Here is a 19,072-nt window from a genome sequence, read left to right as displayed (position 1 = left end):
CCTTTTCTCACTTCAGAGAGAGACGCTGTCTATTCCATATCTCGATTATCCCGCTATTTGATATATTTTGGTTCGTCCTTCTAACCGGCTGTCCTTCTATTTCTTTCTCATTCTTCGCAAACATCGTTGGTACGCCAAACGACACTTTTTCTAAAATGTGACCCGCTTCTTCTGATAAACAATAATCAATAAATAAATCCGCAATAATACCACTCGGTGCACGTTTTAGTTTAGAAATCGCATTAACGGATAACCCTGTTTGCTCAGGTTCGTTACTTAAAATAGGAAAGCCTTGTTTTTGAAGCATTCTCTGATCTCCCATAAAGTTGATGCCTATCATATATTCACCGCTCGCAACAAGTTCTGCTGGGATATAACCATTCACTGTTACTTCTCCAACTTGTTCTGCCAGATTCTTCACATATTCCTTCGCTTCCTCTTCACCTAACGTATCAATAAGTGATTGAAAAAACGTATATGCTGTACCTGAAACATTTGGATCGGGCATGACAATCTTTCCTTTATATACTGGATTCAATAAATCTTTCCATCTTAACGGATACGAGAGACCGAGCGGCGCTATTTCCTCGTTCCACCGCTCTTTATTAATCGCAATTGCTAGCTTCTCCACTTCATAACCGTACCAATAACCATCTTTATCTTTAACAGTCTTTGAAATACGATTTGCATGTTGGCTTATCACAGGAATAGAAAGATTTTTTTGCTTCATCATTTGATGCGCATCTACTGTACCGCCAATAATAATATCCGCCTTCGGATTTCCAGCTTCTTCTTCCACTCTACGAAGAAGTTCTTCTGTTGAAAGACGAATAAATTCATACGTACATCCGCGTGGCTTACAAAATGATGAAAGTAACGCTTCACCAACTTCCTCACGAGCCGCTACATACGCAACAATATGACGATCATCCAAAATAGGGAGACCATTTTTACTATATTTAATAGAGGTTGTATCTCGAGAGCAACTAGACATCGCTCCTCCAATTACTAGCAAAAAGAAGAAAAAGGCTATCTTTCTCATGACGCATTCTCCTTTACGAATAACTCCGCTAGAGAGCCTTTCATATACATGACATTCCCGTTATTATCACCGAGATATTGCACTACAAAGTACGATGGATACACAGAAATCGTAAGAATATCTTCACGATCACTCTTTACACGCTTACCTGTTTTATAAGCTGTAATATAAGCAATCGGTTCATTCTGCGATTGTAATAACTTCTGAATTTCTCCGTAATCTGTAATTTGCTTTGCGTACCGAATAGAATCAAGTATGTGCGTAAGATTGATAGTACGTACCACATCACCTTGACGTACTACGACATCCTTTGCCGAAGCAAAGAAATCACTAATACGCTCTGGCGTGTAATACAGGCTTAATAAATACGTTTGAAGTGCTGAAATCATCGGATCCATGCCATTCTTTCCGTATACATTTTCCCCATACTGGAACAAGTCACCTACTGCAAAAGTACGCTTATGTCCATTCAAGTACGTTACTTCTCCAGTAAATACTTGTTCTTGGCTCTTAACGCCCTCAGGTTCTATTCGAATTCGGTCAAAGAATGAAACAATCGTATGCAAACGAACTTCATCCGTTACAACAATTTCTCCCCACTTTTCATGTCTTACTTTCACTTCAATTGGAAGAGATTCATTCACCCTTTGTAAAACGGCTTGTTTATCATTTACAATGTTGATTCGATTATAGATTTGCTTCTCCATAACATAAAACAAAACAAGAGAAACAATTATACAAATGACAAACATAAGAATTTGAAATGATAGCCTTTTCATTTCTGCCTACCTCCAAGATAAAAAAACGTTGTTTCGAAAATACCGCATAATTGTTTCATAAATGTATCATTTAACCGCTTTCAAGTTTTTTATGTCTTCCATCCTTCTCGGAAGCAAAAATGTAATGAATATTGTAGTACCTATTTCTTCACTACTCTCAATCCGCATGCTTCCGCCCTGCTTATTCATAATCTCCTGACAAATATACAAACCATAACCATTCCCGTAACTAGACGGAAGTGCCTTTCCTTTCGGAGACTCATTCCACTCTGCAAGCGCCACTTCATCTATACCGATCCCATCATCATGAACAAAAACCTTCGCCTCATGCTCATTTATAATTACATTCATACGAATGTGCGAAGCATCACTATACTTAATTGCATTATCAAGCACATTTAAGAAAATTTGCTTCGTCTTATCAAAATCCGCAACAACATGTACATCCGTTAACTCATTTATCACTTCAATTTCAAACTGATTTAGACGAGGTTTCACAATTGAAACTGCTTCTTCTGCCAATTCCTTTATGTTCACAACTGTAGGAGACACTTCAAACGTACTCGTCCCATATTTCGAAGACTTAAGCAGTTCCTCTACAAGTGATAATAAACGCTCACTTTCCACCGCCACATAACGAAGACTTTCCTGTACATCTTCTTTCGATTGTAACTTTGGAATTAAATCAACATAACCGATAATTGCCGTTAGCGGTGTTTTTAGCTCATGCGTAATGCGGTCTAGGAAATCTTTCTGCTTCTCTTTCTCCTCCTGCAATTGCTTAATATGCAGTTCAATTCCATCGGCCATCGCGTTAAAAGATGCTGAAAGCTGAGCGATTTCCACGTACTCATTTAACTCAATCTTACTCTTATAATCACCATTCGCGAGCCTCTGTGCCATTTGTCTCAACTGATCAATTGGTTTATGAAGAGACTTCGCCAAACGAATTGCAAAGAAAATACCGGTTGCTACTAGGCAAAGAGATGTCATTAAAAACGTCCAGCTCACATTTGTTAAAACTTCCTTCTCACCCGTTAACTCATTTATAAAACGAATACTTCCAATGACATCGTTTCCATAATAAACCGGGCTTGAAAACAAAAGAATGGGAGCCGGATCCGCCTCCTCAAAAACATAAGACTTCTTTCCCTTCAAGGAACTCTCAATGTCGATGTTACGGTGAAGCAATGCTCCTTTTTGTGTATCTGCAACAACATCGCCATTCTTCCCGATCATCTGCACACGGACATCCATACGCTTCGCTAAATACGACGCAATTAAAAGTGAATTAGGACCAAGCGTATCCACTTCTGCTTCCTTCTCTAAATAATTCATCGTATAAATTTGTGCTTCTACACTTAACTTTTCTAAAGAATCTGCTGCGTTATGATACATATTCTTTTCTAACGTAATATAAACAACTGCATATAAAAGAACAAAAATCGGAATTAACAGCCCAACTATTCCAAACACCATATTTCGCTTTAAAGACATACCATCACCACTTAACAATCCAGTTTATAGCCAACGCCATAAATTGTCTTAATATATTCTCCGCTCGTCCCAAGCTTCTTTCGAAGTCTCTGCACCATAATATCAACTGCTCTCGTATTTCCGATATACTCAAACCCCCATACTTTCTCAAGCAACTCATCCCTCATAAACACACGCTGCGGATTTGAAACAAACAACTGACATAAATTAAACTCTCGGTACGTTAACTGAATCTCTTGTCCACTCACATGTACCTTTCTTTCCTTAGGACAAATCACTATCTCTCCAGCCTCAATTACTTCATGACTTACAGCCGCCTCCGTCTTCTTTACACGCCGCGCCATATTCTTAACCCGAAGAATAAGCTCCGCATAATTAAACGGCTTCGTCACATAATCATCAGCACCAAGCTGCAATCCAAGCAACTTATCATTCATCTGACTCTTTGCCGTTAACATAAGTACCGGAATATCCCTATCCCTCTCACGGAACAAACGAAGCAACTCATACCCATCTGTATCCGGAAGCATAACATCCAAAATCAATACATCCGGCCCTTCATTCCATCGCTCTAAAGCTTCTCTCCCATCAGCCGCTGCCAATACTTCATAACCTTCCATCTCCAACTGCATCCGAATCAAATTACGAATACTCGATTCATCATCAACCACAAGTATTTTCATTACTCTCCTCCTTCCATCATGTATTATAGTACAGTTTAGTATAGCAAAAATCCTATAAAAAAAGAGAGGGTATTGTCGAACATATTTTGTCGACGATACCCTCTACCCTTTTATTATTTAGCTACAAAATAATCCGTTACATATTGTGCCCAAACTTCATGACCTTTAGCAGTTGGGAAACCAAATTCTTCTTTTAAATATGGTAGGATAGCCTTTGTCGATGCATCCGGCCATGCTCCCCAATGATCAATGTATGTATAATTATTTTGCGTCGCAAATTGTTTTAATGCTTCAATCGCTTTCGGATAATTTTTCGCACCATACACTGGATTTGATGGCTGAATCATAATCGTAGCGCCCTTTGCACTAGTAGAAAGTGCTTGAACAAACTTCTGTGTACTCGCAACAGAATTCCCATTACCAGTTTTACCGTTATCAGTAATAAATGGTGGCTCAAATAAAATCACATCTGGATTCTCTTTCGCAATCTCTTTATCACGCTTATTCGCGATTAACTCTTCTGTACTTTCACCCTTATATTCCTTTACAGTCACATTCCATAAACCTTTACCGTAAGCAGCTTCTAAATTAGCCGTTAACTTAGCTGCCCAAGCACCTTTTTCAGATGAAGAACCTTCATCACCAACAATAACAAGATTTACTGCCTTTTTATCCTCCGCAGCTTTCTTTAACTTCTCTTTCACTGCATCTGGCAAATTCTTCGCATATGCTTCATTAAAAGATGACTTCGTATCTTGTTTTTTCTCTTCTTTCTTCGCTCCGCTATCTTTCACTTCAGCCTTTGTTTTCGTTACTTCACTCGTTTGTCCTGTTGCATTCGCAATCTTCTTATTCCAGTACAATTTACCGCTCACAATCGAAGCAACAAACAATACAAAAATAACAAGGACAAGTACCGCTTTCTTATTCATCGATTCACCTCATCTATTAATCTCACAATATATAATACTAATATAAATTCATGCAAAAATAAACCCAACTCCTTCCAAAGGAGTTGGGTTATTACATATTATTTAGTCACTTCAAGATGCGCTCTTAATTTATTCGTTAAATCTTGTTTTGCAGCATCTGGAACGTAGTAATACCAAATACCATCAGCAGCTTTGTGGCCGTCACCTGGGATTTGAATATCTTCACTATTCTGCAGACAATCTTTATAATTCTTTTGCATATCAAACATTTGATCTTGCGTTAAGTTTGTCTTCACATTCTTTTGAATTGCTGTTAACACATCACCATAACTTGTTAAAGAAGAGAAAGTTGCGCCTTTCTTAATAACAGCTTGCATCACTTGGCGTTGACGCATTTGACGACCGAAGTCGCCTCGTGGGTCCTCTTTGCGCATGCGTGTATATGCTAGAGCTTGGTCACCCGTTAAGTGAATATTCCCTTTCTGGAAGTGTTTCCCTTCCAGAGAGAATTCTAAATCATTATTAACATCGACCCCGCCTACTGCATCTACAATATCTTTAAATCCTTCCATGTTTACTTCAATATAGTAATTGATTGGAACATTTAAGAATTTTTCTACTGTCGCTACAGACATGTCTACGCCACCAAATGCATACGCATGATTAATTTTATCACTTTTACCTTTTCCAACAATTTCTGTATATGTATCACGAGGAATACTTACTGTTTTCATTGAATTGTTTTTAGGGTTTAATGTAATGACCATTAAAGAATCTGAACGTCCTTTATCTCCACCACGCTCATCTGCACCTAATAGTAAAATTGAAACAGGTTCAGATTTATTGATTTTTTCTTCTTGTTTATTACCTTGATCACGTTTTAATGGTTTATGAACTTCATCTAATGTTTTTGAAACAGAAGAATATATATTATAAGCGTAAGCTCCTCCACCTATAATTAATACCCCTATGATTCCTAATATCCAAAATAAGATTTTCTTTTTCATGCTTTTAACCTTCTTTCTTCAGGTACCGCTATCAAATTATTATGACTACAAAATATAAAATACATTATACATCTAATTCAATTTTTAAGCCAAACTATATTGATAACTCAATGAAAGTTTTAGCACCTATAACCTATTCTCTAGTTACTAACTTTCTGATATCCAGTCTTATTTTCAGACTGCCATCTCCAAGAATCTGCACACATTTCTTCTAATCCGCGTTTTGCCTCCCAGCCTAATTCACGCTTTGCTTTCGATGCATCAGCAAAACATACTGCCACATCACCTGGGCGACGCTCTGTAATTTTATGAGGGACTTTCTTGCCCGAAACTTTTTCAAACGCTTCAACCATCTCTAGTACACTATAGCCCATGCCTGTGCCCAGGTTATAAGCATCTACTCCTGTTGTACTCAKTACTTTCTCAAGCGCCTTTACGTGACCATTTGCTAAGTCCACAACATGGATGTAATCACGGACTCCTGTTCCATCTYTCGTTGGATAGTCATTTCCGAATACACTTAATTCTTTTAACTTACCTACTGCTACTTGCGTTACATATGGCATTAAGTTATTTGGGATTCCATTTGGATNTCGTTGGATAGTCATTTCCGAATACACTTAATTCTTTTAACTTACCTACTGCTACTTGCGTTACATATGGCATTAAGTTATTTGGGATTCCATTTGGATCTTCTCCGATACGCCCACTTTCGTGTGCACCAAATGGATTGAAATAGCGAAGTAATGCGATACYCCATTCTGCATCTGCAAATGCYACATCACGCATAATTTGCTCAATCATTAATTTCGTTTGACCATATGGATTTGTTGCACTTAATGGAAACTCCTCCGTAATCGGTGACGTTTCCGGGATACCATATACAGTTGCAGATGAACTAAAGATCATCTTCTTTACATTATGTTTCTGCATTACTTCACATAGCACTAACGTGCTTGTAATGTTGTTATGATAATAKGTTAATGGAATCGCTACTGACTCCCCTACAGCTTTAAATCCTGCAAAGTGAATAACTGCTTCAATTRCATTTTCTTCAAAAATTGCGTCAAGCGCTTCGCGATTTAAAACATCTTCTTTATAAAACTTAAATTGTTTTCCTGTTATTTCTTTCACTCGATTTATRGATTCTACCGAGCTATTCGAAAGATTATCCACTACTATAACTTCGTAACCGCTATTTAGTAATTCTACACATGTATGACTACCAATATATCCTGCTCCACCTGTTACAAGTATTGCCATAATTATAGTCCTCCATATTTCATTCATTATAATATACAGTTGCAGATGAACTAAAGATCATCTTCTTTACATTATGTTTCTGCATTACTTCACATAGCACTAACGTGCTTGTAATGTTGTTATGATAATAGGTTAATGGAATCGCTACTGACTCCCCTACAGCTTTAAATCCTGCAAAGTGAATAACTGCTTCAATTGCATTTTCTTCAAAAATTGCGTCAAGCGCTTCGCGATTTAAAACATCTTCTTTATAAAACTTAAATTGTTTTCCTGTTATTTCTTTCACTCGATTTATAGATTCTACCGAGCTATTCGAAAGGTTATCCACTACTATAACTTCGTAACCGCTATTTAGTAATTCTACACATGTATGACTACCAATATATCCTGCTCCACCTGTTACAAGTATTGCCATAATTAAAAACCCCCCAGTTATTACATATCTTTATAATAAACATGTAAACATTAACCTAGCTAAAACTTAAAATAGCTAGGTTAATAAAAAACTTCTTTATTTATAAAAATTAGTCTTACAGATTCTCATCCTATAAATTATCCCCTAATTATAAAGAAACTTTTTCACGAACTACAGCTGGTCTTCCTACTGAATAATAGTCTACATTAAACTTCTTCACATATTCTAAACCATGGCAATTACGACCATCAAAAACAATAGGTTGTTTCATTAATTTAATATACTGTTCAATAGGGAATTCCTTTATATCATCCCATTCAGTTACAATAATTGTTACATCGGCATTTTCAACTGCTCCTTCAACAGAAGATACATATTGAACCTCATTAGGTAATATCTTCTTTGCATTTTCAGTAGCAATTGGATCATAAGCTACAACCTGCGCACCCATTTTTACTAAATCATTTGCAATAACAATAGACGCCGCTTCTCTCATATCATCAGTATTTGGTTTAAAAGCTAAACCAAGCATAGCCACTTGTTTACCTTCCATATCACCTAATACATTTTTTATTTTTTCAACAAGCGATGCCTGCTGATTATTATTTACTGTAATAACTGATTTTAACAAGTCAAAATCATGATCTACATTACCAGCAATTTGTATTAAGGCATGTGTATCTTTTGGGAAACAAGAACCACCATATCCAATACCAGCTTTTAAAAATTGTGTACCAATTCTTTTGTCTAATCCCATACCATTAGCTACATGCTCTACATCCGCACCTATTTTTTCACAAATATTAGCAATTTCATTAATAAAGCTAATTTTTGTAGCCAAGAAAGCATTTGCTGCATATTTAATCATTTCTGAACTTCTAATTGTTGTTTTAAAAACAGGAACATTAAAAGGTTTATTCACTTCTTCCATAGCCTCGGCAGTTTTAGCATCATCAGTCCCAATAACGATACGATCTCCATAGAAACTATCGTGAATTGCTGAACCCTCTCTTAAAAATTCAGGGTTCGATACCATGCTAATTTTCACATTTGCTTTTAAATTTTGCTGAATTAAATTTTTCACATGATCATTTGTGCCAACTGGAACTGTACTTTTAATTACTACAATCGAATCTTTTTTAAGGTTATTAGCAATATCCAAAGCGACTTGCTCAATATATTGTAAATTAGCTGAACCATCTGCTTGCTGCGGTGTACCAACTGCTATATAAATAACATCTGCTTCTTCAATCCCTTGACGACAATCTGTTGTAAATAACAATCTATTTTCTTTAATGTTTTTACTCATTAAATCATCTAAACCTGGTTCATATATTGGTGAAATACCTTTTTTCATTCTTGCAACTTTATTTTCATCAATATCAATACAAGTCACGCGATGGCCAATATCCGATAAACAAACCCCCGTCACTAGTCCTACATAACCTGTACCAAAAATAGCAATATTCATCTTATATCCTCCTTAATTATTAACAATAAAAAAAGCCCTTTGAAGAAAGGGCTTTTTTGCTTATTTAACAAAATGTTTTACTACTCCATTCAGAGCATAATTTATAAAACACCATGCAGATTTCAGGATACTTAATCCCTCAATTTCTCTATATAATTTCCAATTCATTTTAGCCATTTTGAATTTTTTACTAGAAATAGAGTTTTCAACTTTTCTATATTTAGATAAAACTTCATCTAAGCCATAAGCAACATGGCCTTGTCTTAATATTTTCAGCCATGTTGCAGTATCCTGACGTGTTCTAATATTAGGCATTTGTACTTTCCCTAACTTCTCAATATCCAACATAACCGTTAAACAGCCGATTATCGTATTTTTTAATAATCCATTATAATTAATTTTCTCTGGAACATGCACAACCTTATCAGTGAGAATACCATCTTGATTCATAATTTGATAACTCGTAAATGAAAAAGCTATATCATTATTCTGCATAAATTCTAATTGCTTTTCAAGTTTTTCCGGTAGCCATAAGTCATCACTATCTAGGAAAGCTACATACTTTCCTTTTGCATTATTAATGCCAGTATTTCTCGCTATTGCTGCTCCACTGTTTTCTGTCAATTCAATTAACCGAATACGGTTATCTGTTTCAATTTCTTCTTTTATTAATTCACGAGTATTATCTTTTGAAACATCATCTACAATAATCATTTCCCAATTATTATAAGTTTGAGATTGTACGGAATGAATCGTCTCTTTAATAAAGGAACTTGCGTTATAAGATGGTGTAACAATTGAAATAAAAGGTTTAATATCTGATACATTCGAATCAATATCCATTTTTTTACAATACTCCTTTAAAAATCATAATAAGAGCTACTAATGCTAAAACACTAGTAGCTTAGGTAAAACTATATCTAAATATAGACTATTTTGAAGATAGCATAGACTTTCCACATTTAATTAAAAGGTCATTTTAAATACAACTTAAAAACTTCATTAATGTACCTTGTAAATCACAATGCTTTCACATCTCAATTAATCCTCTATATTATTATAAACCTCAAGCATAATCCTTACACTTTCTTTCCAACTGTACTTAGAGCTTACAAGTTCTCTACCGTTTTCTCCAAACTCTTTTCTTAATTCTGGGTTTAATGCTAGTTCATATAACCTCTCAGATAGCTCTTTTGAATTTCCTGCATCGACTAGATATCCAGTTTCCCCATGTAATACGACTTCTGGTAATCCTCCTACATTTGAAGCAACAACTGGAACCGCACAAGCTGAAGCTTCTAAAGCTGCAACCCCAAAGCTTTCTGATAAACTAGGGATGCAAAAGATATCTATTTCATTCAAATAATTAGGGATTTCTACATTTGGAATATTCCCTATAAACTCTACATGATTTTCTAACTCAAGTTCCTTGACTAATGAATTTAATTCCTCTCTCTGACTTCCCTCACCAATAATAATTAATTTTAAATTATCGGCTATATTATTATATCCCTGGATTTTTAATTTCTTTTTTAATTCACTTACTGCTCGTATTAAATAATCAATCCCATATACCTTCTCTAGTTTTTTTGCAATTCCTATACGAAGCTGATTATTTTCATTATTACTCTTATTATCATTCGCCCTAAATAATTGGGTATCAATACCAAATGGTGTAATGTATATTTCCTTATTATAATCTAAGTATTTTTCTGTCTCTTTTTTCATATCATGGCTTGTTGAAGTAATATATTTTGCATGGCTCAAATTTTTCTTTAATATTCGTCTATTTACTTCCCTTTTATTAGGAAATAAATACACATCACTTCCCCAAACAGACAGGATTGTTGGTTCAAATTTAGCTAATCGAGCTAAAGTTCCATAACCACTTGCATAATGTACATGTAAGAAATCTGGACTATATTTTCTTAATACAGATTTTAAAGCCCATGCATTTAAATAATAACCATATCCCTTTTTAAAAGGTAACACCTCTATCTTGACATTAGAATCTATCTTATCCATATCAGGTTCATGCATAGTGACTAGGGTAACATCAAATTGATTTTCAACTAATGCATTTACCCATCGAACAGTATGAATATTTGATGCAGGGGCTAAATAGCATATTTTTTTCATTATTTTACTCCTTTGAGGTATTTTTTTCGAATTAAACCTCCACTAAATCCTAAGGAAATAATTATCCATTGCATTATACCAATTGCTAAATTATTTTGAATTAACGTTACTTCAAATAATTGATGTATTATTATAGCAATTAAAGCTGCTCCTGAAATTCTAGAATTAGCATAATGACCATAACGACACAGATACAACCAAAGACAATAGAATAAGATTAACAAAAGTCCTACTCCTAATATTCCTGACTGTAATATAATTTCTAGATACATGTTATGTGCTGACATACCACCATTAAATCTCATATCAAAGCTATATCCTAATAATGGATTTTCCATTGCTGAATTCAATAGATCTTTCCAAACAAGCTGCCGTCCAGAGAATAATGATTTCCCTGTTAATTCCAATAACTTACTATTCCATTCTAGTGCAAAGTCATATTCTGGCAATCTAGGATACCAGAAGCTAAATAACATACAAAAAGCTAAAACAACACATATATATATATGTGTTAAAATTTTTCTTTTGCAAAGAAAATCCCATATATAGTAAGTTATAAAAAAGACAGCAAGACTAATCCAAATGGATCTAGCTTGGCTATAAAAAATTAATATTATTGAAAAAAAAGACACACAAAGAAAATATAAATTACCCATTCGCTCTGTTTTAAAATAATTCACTCTAAATATAAAAAATATATACAAATAGAATACTGTTGCCCCCAAAGTGTTAGGGTTTGTATATAATATATTACTCATTCTTCCATTAGTAGCAACATCTAATATATAACAAATAACCACATATGCTATTCCAAATATAGACATATACTTTATTATATTTTCAGTTAAATTATAAATTGTTAAAGAAATAAAAAGTATGTTAATTAACAACAGTTCGCTAAATATATAGACACCTTTACTACTTGGATGATCTAGCAAACTAAAGAATGAAGAAATCGTAAAAGCAATAAACACAACATATATATATATTTTTCTCGATCCTACTCTAAAATTAATTGATAGTAAAGATAATAAAAAAAACGCTCCCATACCGAAAATAGACAGTAAACTAAGGAAGCCTAGTTTATTTAAGACCGGTATACCACTATTATTTAAAATAGCACAAATAATAAACATACTTAGTAATATTGATAGTATTTTATTTGATACTTTTTCTACTTCAGTAGAAGAAATAATATTTTCCAATCACTTTTACCCCCAGCATACGATACGACTTAGTATCCTTATAAAAATTTACTCACTTATTATTTTCTTCTCATATTCTGAAACAATTTTATATATCCATATTATAAATACAATACAGCTTAATGAACCAATCAGTGATAACCATGGTAATAATGTATAGATGTCTTTACTAAAGAAAGGAATAGCTATTATAGTTGATATCGTCATAACTGTTTGAATAAATGAATAAACTAAAGCATTCCTCTGCTTATTTAACACAACAAATGTCTGTACAATGGGTGAACTCATAAAATTAAAAAATAACCAAGGTGATAATATTTGAACATAGCTTCCAGCCTCTTTCCAACTTTGACCAAAAACAAAACTAAAGATTACGTCTCCCTCAAGCCCCAAAATAAGAAATAATGGAAGTGCAACTAATAACAATCTAAATATAATTTTGTTCATTAATGGTTTAATGGCTTGTTTATCATTATAATATTGAGAAGCTCTATTCAAATAGACTTGTCCAACAGCAGATCCAATAACTGCTAATGGTGCCCTCAATACTTTCCATGCAAATGAATATAATCCTAAAACAGCACTTCCATAAAATATACTAATTAAAAATAATAACCCATTATTCATAATTACATCCATAAATGCATGAATAGAATTATACATTGGCATATCTTTATATTTTTTTGCAACCTTTATTATACTTCTGGAACCTTTTAACTGAAAATTGATTTCAAAAAAGTTATTACTTCTTCGATTCTTTAAGTATATATAAGATGCTATCACTGACAATATATGTGCAATAACTAATCCATTACCACCTATTTTATAAAAAGCTATTGATAAGACAGAAAATAGTAGCGTCTGTATTATACGTGAATTACCCATCCCTTTATAATCGTTACTTCTATTGCTTAAATAATAATATGTTTGATATAAACCCGTAAATAAAACAAATATAAACAAACCTAAAAATAACTTATTTCCTTCATTAGAAATACTATTATAAATTAAGGTAGTAAATAATATTATAGTAGATATCATTAAACTGGAGGATATGCATAGTTTTTTTAAGCTATCAGCTTCTTTTTCATCTTTAGGTAGTAAAATAGCCATTTCATATCTCATTGTAGCAAAAAGGCCTAACGATGTTCCTATTGTCAGAAATAAAGTATATAATCCAAATTCACTTGGGCTATAAACTCTGGTGATAATTGGAGAAAATAAAAATGTAATAGCATGAGCAATTGTAGTACCTGTTAATAACTTCATAGCATTTTTAACAAAATCATTTTTCAACAAATTCTATTCCTCAAATCTTTACTCTTTTTATTTATTATATTCAATCTAAATTTAAGCAATTAGAGAATTTATTATATCATCTAGCGCCATCGCCAGTGATTACAACTCTAACTGTTTTAATAATAATTTTAAAATCTAAAATTATACTTGCATGATTGATATAATAAACATCTAAGTTTAATTTTTCTTTCGGGGTAATTTCATATCCACCATTGACTTGTGCCCACCCAGTCAATCCTGGTTTGACTTCTAATCTTTTCTTAAACCCAGGTATATCTCTTTCAAATTTCTCTGTAAATATCGGTCTTTCCGGTCTTGGTCCGACAAGAGACATATCACCTTTTAAAATATTAAATAATTGCGGTAATTCATCAATTCTTGTTTTACGAATAAATAATCCTATTTTTGTAACACGTGGATCATTCTTTTCTGCCCATTTTGCTCCATTTTTTTCTGCATCATTCCGCATGGAGCGTAATTTTATAACTTTAAATCTCTTCCCATTCAATCCTAATCTTTCTTGCAGGTAAAAAGGAGACCCTGGAGATTCTAAAATAATAAGTATACTAAATATCAATATAACAGGCATCAATAGAATTAATCCTACTAAAGAAAACATAACATCTAATAAATACTTAATTCCTAAATAGATTTTAGATTGATTACTTTCTACTTGAATAGTTTGAGTATCAGGTGTAATTTGATAATCCCTCGCTATATTTTCACCAGTTTTCATATTCCCTCTCCCTTACAATTATTTGATCGCTTCTTTATGTACTAGTTCAACCATATATTTTATGAGTTGTTCTTTTAATTCTTTTTGTTGCAGTGCCATTTCAATTGTAGTCCTAATAAACCCAAACTTTTCCCCAACATCATAACGAGTACCTTCAAAGTCATACGCAAACACACGTTGCATTTCATTTAAACGCTGAATCGCATCTGTCAACTGAATTTCTCCACCAGCACCTGTCTGTTGATCTTCAAGAAACATAAATATTTCCGGTGTTAATACGTAACGACCCATAATTGCTAAATCGGATGGTGCTGTTCCTTCTGCTGGTTTTTCTACAAATTGACGCACTTGATAACTGCGGCCATTTCGCTCAATTGGATCGATAATGCCGTAACGGTGTGTTTCATTTTCTGGCACTGTTTGTACACCAATTACAGATGATTGTGTACCTTCATATTGATTCATTAATTGACGCAAGCATGGTGTTTCTGCCTGCACAATATCATCACCAAGTAATACCGCAAACGGTTCATTTCCAATAAATTTACGAGCACACCATACTGCATGTCCAAGTCCTTTTGGTTCTTTTTGCCTTATGTAGTGAATATTAATTTTTGAAGATGCTTGCACTTTTTCAAGCATTTCATACTTGCCTTTTTCCAAAAGGTTTTGTTCTAATTCAAAAGAGTGATCAAAATGATCCTCAATAGCACGTTTACCTTTTCCAGTAACAATAATAATATCTTCAATTCCTGATTCTATCGCTTCTTCTACTATGTATTGAATTGTTGGTTTATCAACGATAGGTAGCATTTCTTTCGGCATCGCTTTCGTTGCTGGCAAAAACCTTGTCCCAAGACCAGCAGCTGGAATTATCGCCTTTCTTACTTTTTTCAATTATAGTCCCCCTGCATCCTTATATTTATATGTAGCAATAACAAAAACCCTACCTATAGAGTTATTTTTATAACTCTATAGGTAGGGTTTCTAGTAAAAATAAATTATGGGCATCCAACCCATCCTCACGCCATACTCCCGACGACAAGCGTCTAAGGTAGGTTGAAATATAATTTCTACCCACAGCACGACCGAGTGCCTCCGTTGATAACGGTTAGGAGACATCACCAATTCTTTATTTAAAAAATACCGAATAATTTTTTGCGGCGAATTTGTTCTGGATCTTCTTTATAAATTGCTTTCCCGCTAATTAATAAGTACGGATTCTCTTTTAAATCACTCATAACACTCGTTCCAAATTCTTTCTCAATTAATTCATAGCTTTCCGCTAAATGAAATCCTCTTGAAGTTGTGTTATGTGCATCTGAAGCGACCATATGTGTTAAATTATGTTCTACAAGTTGAAGTGAAAACTTTTTAATTTTTTTACCGAAGTTCCCTAATAAACTACCTGCCGTTACTTGCGTTAATGCCCCTTTATTTACAAGGTTATATAACTTATCTGGCCGCTCGATTAACTCGGCATTACGTTCCGGATGAACAATAATTGGAATCATTCCTTTTACACGTAGTTCATATAATAGGTGTTCAGCATAACGAGGTACGTGATTCGATGGGAATTCAATGAATATGTATTTATTTGTTTCATTTAAAGTAACAATTTTACCAGCTTCATAGTCTTCTAATAAATCGCCATATAACCTAATCTCCTGCCCCGGTAAAATGGTAAGTGGAATATTGTATTGTTGTAGTTCATCATTTAGTTGTTTTACGTGATGAATAACTGAGGTATATTCATTTATATATTTGCCATTTTGATGGTGCGGCGTTGCGACAATTGTATGTATTCCTTCTGAAACGGCTTGTTGTGCCATTGTTAAACTATCTGTTATTGTCTGTGCACCGTCATCGATACCAGGTAAAATGTGACAATGTAAATCTATCATTTGTTTCATCCTCCCTCTCTCCTATAAAGATCTTTTTTCCCTTGAATATGAGATATCGCTCATATTCAAGGGAAAAAAGGAGATATGTTTTTACCATATCTCACTTTAAAATTAGTTTGCACCGTAGTAATAATATAAGCCCTCTTCACGTTCACGGTCATTTAGAACAACGCCTAACAATTTACCTTTAGCCGATTCTAACAATCCTTTTGCTTTTACTGCCGTTTCCTTTTCTGTTGATTCACTACGAACAACAAGAATAGAAGCATCGCATACATTTGCCATAATTTGCGCATCGGTTACAGCTAAAATTGGTGGCATATCAAAAATAACTAAATCATACATACTGTATGCTTGTCCAAGAAGTTCTTTCATTGATTTTGAACCTAACAATTCTGCCGGGTTTGGTGGGATTGGACCACAAGCTAAAAAGTGTAGATTGTCTACAGATGTCGTTTGTACACATTTTTCTAAACGTTCACTATGTGTTAATACGTTCGTGAGTCCAAAAATATTATCTACTTGGAACATTTGATGCATTGCTGGTTTACGCATATCTGCATCAATTAATAATACTTTTTTTCCTTGTTGAGCAAACACAACTGCCATATTCGCTGTCGTTGTCGTTTTCCCTTCACTTGGGTTCGCAGATGTTACCATTAATGAATGTAAATTCGTATCAACAGCTGCAAATTCAATATTCGTTCGAATATTACGATATTGTTCTGAAATTGGTGATTTCGGTTGTTGATGAGCAATTAATTGACGGCGTTGACGATGATTTTTTTTCTTTTTAAATAAATTAAGAGCCAATTGTTTGTCCCCTCACTTTTCTTGATGATGGAGCGTGTGATTTCACGTTCAATGTTTCTTCATCCATACGAGCTACAATACCTAATACTGGTAAACCAAGTAAATTTTCTACATCTTCTTCTTTTTTCACTGTGTTATCTAAGTATTCGAGTAAGAATGCAAGACCAACCGAAGCCATTAAACCAACAATAAAAGCAATTGCTATATTAAGCATAGGAGCTGGTTTAATCGGAGATTGATTTTCTGCAACTTCTGCTTTAGATATTACTGTTACGTTATCAACGTTCATAATTTTTGCAACTTCGCCTTTAAATACATCTGCAGTTGCATTAGCGATATCACGAGCTATTTTAGGATCTTTATCCTCAGCTGTTACAGCGATTACTTGTGAATCCTTTTCATTAGCAACATTAACCTTTTTTGTTAACTCTTGCGCTGTCATATTTAAATTTAATTTTTCATTCACTTGTTCTAAGATTACTGGGCTTTTAATAATAACCTTATATGTATTCGTTAATTGAATATTCGTTTGAATTTCACCAGCTTGGAACATTGCCCCCTCTTGTTTCTTCTGGTTAACAAGAATTTGCGTCGAAGATTGATAGATTGGTGTCATAAAGAAGAAGCTAATAATAGCACTTACTATTGCTGCACCAAAGGCAATTACGAGGATCATTGCTAAACGTTTTTTAAAAATATGAAATAACTCTTTTAAACTAATTGTTTCTTCCATAAGTTCCTCCAACTTTCTAAAATTTACACATAGGAAAAATTATAACATATAAATCTTACATTTTTTATTTTTAATAATTCAGTTCTATATTTGTTCACAAGAAACAAGTTTAATCTTACAAAATAATCTTAAATATGACAACACATTCCAATGATTTTCCAAATTATTTATCATATCACGTTTTTTATGCTATGTAACTTGAGAAATAAATTTCAAAATGAGAAAAAAAGCCAACAAGTATTTCTTATTGGCTTTTTTATATTTCAGTAATAACCATACTGCTCTTTTTCTTCTCTTTTATCGTTCAAAACAACACCTAGTAGTTTTCCTGATGCTTTATCTAATATTTGTTTCGCTTTTACGATTTTATCTTTTTCTGTCTTTTCACTGCGTACAACGAGTACGATTCCATCACATTTATTCGCAAGTATTTGTGCATCCGTAACCGCAAGGACAGGTGGTGTGTCAATTAATATAATATCAAACATGTTATATGCTTCTAACAACGCCTCGTCCATTGCCCGGCTCCCTAATAGTTCTGCTGGGTTTGGCGGGATTGGACCTGCTGCCATTAAGTATACGTTCTCTATATCTGTTTTTTGAATGCATTGCATAAGTTTTGCTTGTCCTGATAATAAGTTTGTTAACCCATTTGAACTATGAATGGCAAATAAGTTTTGTATCGTCGGCTTACGCAAGTCAGCTCCAATTAATAAAACTTTCTTTCCTTGTTGTCCGAAAACGACTGCTAAGTTTGCGATTGTTGTTGTTTTCCCATCACCTGGATCTGCTGAAGTAACAATGATAGAACGAACATGATTATCTACAGATGTAAACTCAATGTTTGTACGAATGTTACGGTATTGTTCTGTAATACGCGATTTAGGCTCTTTATGTGTAATTAATTGTCGTAATGGTTTTCTTTTCTTTCTCCCGAACATATTCATAATCTCCTTTTGTGAAATGCGACATTTCCCTTTTCTCTCTTTTATGCTCGATTTCATACGTCTAATTAATATTCTTGCTGAGTTCCCCACATTTCATCATAATCAATAACATTCTACTTTGTCTTATTTAAGTACCTTAACAATATGACAATGCCCTTATTTCTTTATTACCTTTATCACTTATCCTGTTTTCTAGATAAATAATAA

17 protein-coding genes and 3 pseudogenes are annotated in these 19,072 nt (G+C 33.8%); all 20 read right to left on the bottom strand.

Annotation, left to right across the window (positions count from 1 at the left end; all coding sequences use genetic code 11):
* Positions 1-7: 7 nt before the first annotated feature.
* The 20 genes and pseudogenes from ASE54_RS27255 to ASE54_RS27165 all read right to left on the bottom strand — a co-directional run bounded on the left by ASE54_RS27255 (position 8) and on the right by ASE54_RS27165 (position 18,859).
* Positions 8-1,042, bottom strand: a complete 1,035-nt coding sequence (locus ASE54_RS27255) for an ABC transporter substrate-binding protein (protein WP_001225641.1) — start codon at positions 1,040-1,042, stop codon at positions 8-10.
* Positions 1,039-1,821 carry a DUF3919 family protein gene (locus ASE54_RS27250; RefSeq protein ID WP_000826607.1) on the bottom strand — a complete coding sequence of 261 codons (783 nt, stop codon included), beginning with the start codon at positions 1,819-1,821 and terminating at the stop codon, positions 1,039-1,041. The genes ASE54_RS27255 and ASE54_RS27250 overlap by 4 nt, the downstream gene beginning before the upstream one ends.
* Positions 1,822-1,887: 66 nt before the next feature.
* Positions 1,888-3,318: a HAMP domain-containing sensor histidine kinase gene (locus ASE54_RS27245; RefSeq protein ID WP_000054019.1), complete on the bottom strand. Its 1,431-nt coding sequence runs from the start codon at positions 3,316-3,318 to the stop codon at positions 1,888-1,890.
* 11 nt (positions 3,319-3,329) lie between these two features.
* Positions 3,330-4,001 carry a response regulator transcription factor gene (locus ASE54_RS27240; protein ID WP_000699553.1) on the bottom strand — a complete coding sequence of 224 codons (672 nt, stop codon included), beginning with the start codon at positions 3,999-4,001 and terminating at the stop codon, positions 3,330-3,332.
* Between the two features lie 113 nt (positions 4,002-4,114).
* Positions 4,115-4,933: an SGNH/GDSL hydrolase family protein gene (locus tag ASE54_RS27235; protein WP_001034166.1), complete on the bottom strand. Its 819-nt coding sequence runs from the start codon at positions 4,931-4,933 to the stop codon at positions 4,115-4,117.
* A 98-nt stretch (positions 4,934-5,031) separates the two neighbouring features.
* Positions 5,032-5,958, bottom strand: a pseudogene (locus tag ASE54_RS27230) (LytR family transcriptional regulator); the annotation flags it as partial.
* Between the two features lie 122 nt (positions 5,959-6,080).
* Positions 6,081-6,532 (bottom strand): annotated as a pseudogene (locus ASE54_RS37285) (GDP-mannose 4,6-dehydratase); the annotation flags it as partial.
* A 1-nt stretch (position 6,533) separates the two neighbouring features.
* A partial coding sequence (gene galE / locus ASE54_RS37280; RefSeq protein ID WP_268750868.1) for a UDP-glucose 4-epimerase GalE occupies positions 6,534-7,203 on the bottom strand: 670 nt, incomplete at its 3' end.
* A 31-nt stretch (positions 7,204-7,234) separates the two neighbouring features.
* A pseudogene (locus ASE54_RS27220) lies at positions 7,235-7,618 on the bottom strand (SDR family NAD(P)-dependent oxidoreductase); the annotation flags it as partial.
* A 148-nt stretch (positions 7,619-7,766) separates the two neighbouring features.
* On the bottom strand, positions 7,767-9,089 hold the full coding sequence (locus ASE54_RS27215; protein WP_001017337.1) for a UDP-glucose/GDP-mannose dehydrogenase family protein: 1,323 nt from the start codon (positions 9,087-9,089) through the stop codon (positions 7,767-7,769).
* A 60-nt stretch (positions 9,090-9,149) separates the two neighbouring features.
* Positions 9,150-9,932 carry a glycosyltransferase family 2 protein gene (locus tag ASE54_RS27210; RefSeq protein ID WP_000350513.1) on the bottom strand — a complete coding sequence of 261 codons (783 nt, stop codon included), beginning with the start codon at positions 9,930-9,932 and terminating at the stop codon, positions 9,150-9,152.
* A 198-nt stretch (positions 9,933-10,130) separates the two neighbouring features.
* Positions 10,131-11,228, bottom strand: coding sequence for a glycosyltransferase (locus ASE54_RS27205; RefSeq protein ID WP_000717689.1), 1,098 nt, complete (start codon positions 11,226-11,228; stop codon positions 10,131-10,133).
* Positions 11,228-12,433, bottom strand: coding sequence for an O-antigen ligase family protein (locus ASE54_RS27200; RefSeq protein ID WP_000427709.1), 1,206 nt, complete (start codon positions 12,431-12,433; stop codon positions 11,228-11,230). The genes ASE54_RS27205 and ASE54_RS27200 overlap by 1 nt, the downstream gene beginning before the upstream one ends.
* Positions 12,434-12,481: 48 nt before the next feature.
* The gene (locus ASE54_RS27195) at positions 12,482-13,729 is read right to left on the bottom strand and encodes an oligosaccharide flippase family protein (protein WP_000786763.1); all 1,248 of its coding nucleotides are present in this window, start codon (positions 13,727-13,729) and stop codon (positions 12,482-12,484) included.
* Between the two features lie 79 nt (positions 13,730-13,808).
* On the bottom strand, positions 13,809-14,468 hold the full coding sequence (locus tag ASE54_RS27190; protein ID WP_000847747.1) for an exopolysaccharide biosynthesis polyprenyl glycosylphosphotransferase: 660 nt from the start codon (positions 14,466-14,468) through the stop codon (positions 13,809-13,811).
* A gap of 18 nt (positions 14,469-14,486) precedes the next feature.
* On the bottom strand, positions 14,487-15,365 hold the full coding sequence (galU, locus tag ASE54_RS27185) for a UTP--glucose-1-phosphate uridylyltransferase GalU (protein ID WP_000757801.1): 879 nt from the start codon (positions 15,363-15,365) through the stop codon (positions 14,487-14,489).
* A gap of 239 nt (positions 15,366-15,604) precedes the next feature.
* On the bottom strand, positions 15,605-16,372 hold the full coding sequence (locus ASE54_RS27180; RefSeq protein ID WP_014894859.1) for a CpsB/CapC family capsule biosynthesis tyrosine phosphatase: 768 nt from the start codon (positions 16,370-16,372) through the stop codon (positions 15,605-15,607).
* Positions 16,373-16,483: 111 nt separating this feature from the next.
* Positions 16,484-17,185, bottom strand: coding sequence for a CpsD/CapB family tyrosine-protein kinase (locus ASE54_RS27175; RefSeq protein ID WP_001207164.1), 702 nt, complete (start codon positions 17,183-17,185; stop codon positions 16,484-16,486).
* Positions 17,175-17,918, bottom strand: a complete 744-nt coding sequence (locus ASE54_RS27170) for a Wzz/FepE/Etk N-terminal domain-containing protein (RefSeq protein ID WP_000393115.1) — start codon at positions 17,916-17,918, stop codon at positions 17,175-17,177. The genes ASE54_RS27175 and ASE54_RS27170 overlap by 11 nt, the downstream gene beginning before the upstream one ends.
* Before the next feature lie 263 nt (positions 17,919-18,181).
* A complete protein-coding gene (locus tag ASE54_RS27165) occupies positions 18,182-18,859 on the bottom strand; it encodes a CpsD/CapB family tyrosine-protein kinase (protein ID WP_000467945.1) in 678 nt (225 codons plus the stop codon).
* Between the last annotated feature and the right edge of the window lie 213 nt (positions 18,860-19,072).

The sequence above is a fragment of the Bacillus sp. Root131 genome (genome assembly GCF_001429475.1).
Taxonomy (GTDB): domain Bacteria; phylum Bacillota; class Bacilli; order Bacillales; family Bacillaceae_G; genus Bacillus_A; species Bacillus_A thuringiensis_S.
The sequence above is the reverse complement of the archived record's forward strand: the minus strand, read 5'-3'. Positions and strand labels throughout refer to the sequence as shown.

Bases quoted from the DNA above. Each gene is read 5' to 3' on its own strand.
- ASE54_RS27255 (WP_001225641.1), bottom strand. From the start codon at position 1,042: ATGAGAAAGATAGCCTTTTTCTTCTTTTTGCTAGTAATTGGAGGAGCG.
- ASE54_RS27250 (WP_000826607.1), bottom strand. From the start codon at position 1,821: ATGAAAAGGCTATCATTTCAAATTCTTATGTTTGTCATTTGTATAATT.
- ASE54_RS27245 (WP_000054019.1), bottom strand. From the start codon at position 3,318: ATGTCTTTAAAGCGAAATATGGTGTTTGGAATAGTTGGGCTGTTAATT.
- ASE54_RS27240 (WP_000699553.1), bottom strand. From the start codon at position 4,001: ATGAAAATACTTGTGGTTGATGATGAATCGAGTATTCGTAATTTGATT.
- ASE54_RS27235 (WP_001034166.1), bottom strand. From the start codon at position 4,933: ATGAATAAGAAAGCGGTACTTGTCCTTGTTATTTTTGTATTGTTTGTT.
- ASE54_RS27215 (WP_001017337.1), bottom strand. From the start codon at position 9,089: ATGAATATTGCTATTTTTGGTACAGGTTATGTAGGACTAGTGACGGGG.
- ASE54_RS27210 (WP_000350513.1), bottom strand. From the start codon at position 9,932: ATGGATATTGATTCGAATGTATCAGATATTAAACCTTTTATTTCAATT.
- ASE54_RS27205 (WP_000717689.1), bottom strand. From the start codon at position 11,228: ATGAAAAAAATATGCTATTTAGCCCCTGCATCAAATATTCATACTGTT.
- ASE54_RS27190 (WP_000847747.1), bottom strand. From the start codon at position 14,468: ATGAAAACTGGTGAAAATATAGCGAGGGATTATCAAATTACACCTGAT.
- ASE54_RS27180 (WP_014894859.1), bottom strand. From the start codon at position 16,372: ATGATAGATTTACATTGTCACATTTTACCTGGTATCGATGACGGTGCA.
- ASE54_RS27170 (WP_000393115.1), bottom strand. From the start codon at position 17,918: ATGGAAGAAACAATTAGTTTAAAAGAGTTATTTCATATTTTTAAAAAA.
- ASE54_RS27165 (WP_000467945.1), bottom strand. From the start codon at position 18,859: ATGTTCGGGAGAAAGAAAAGAAAACCATTACGACAATTAATTACACAT.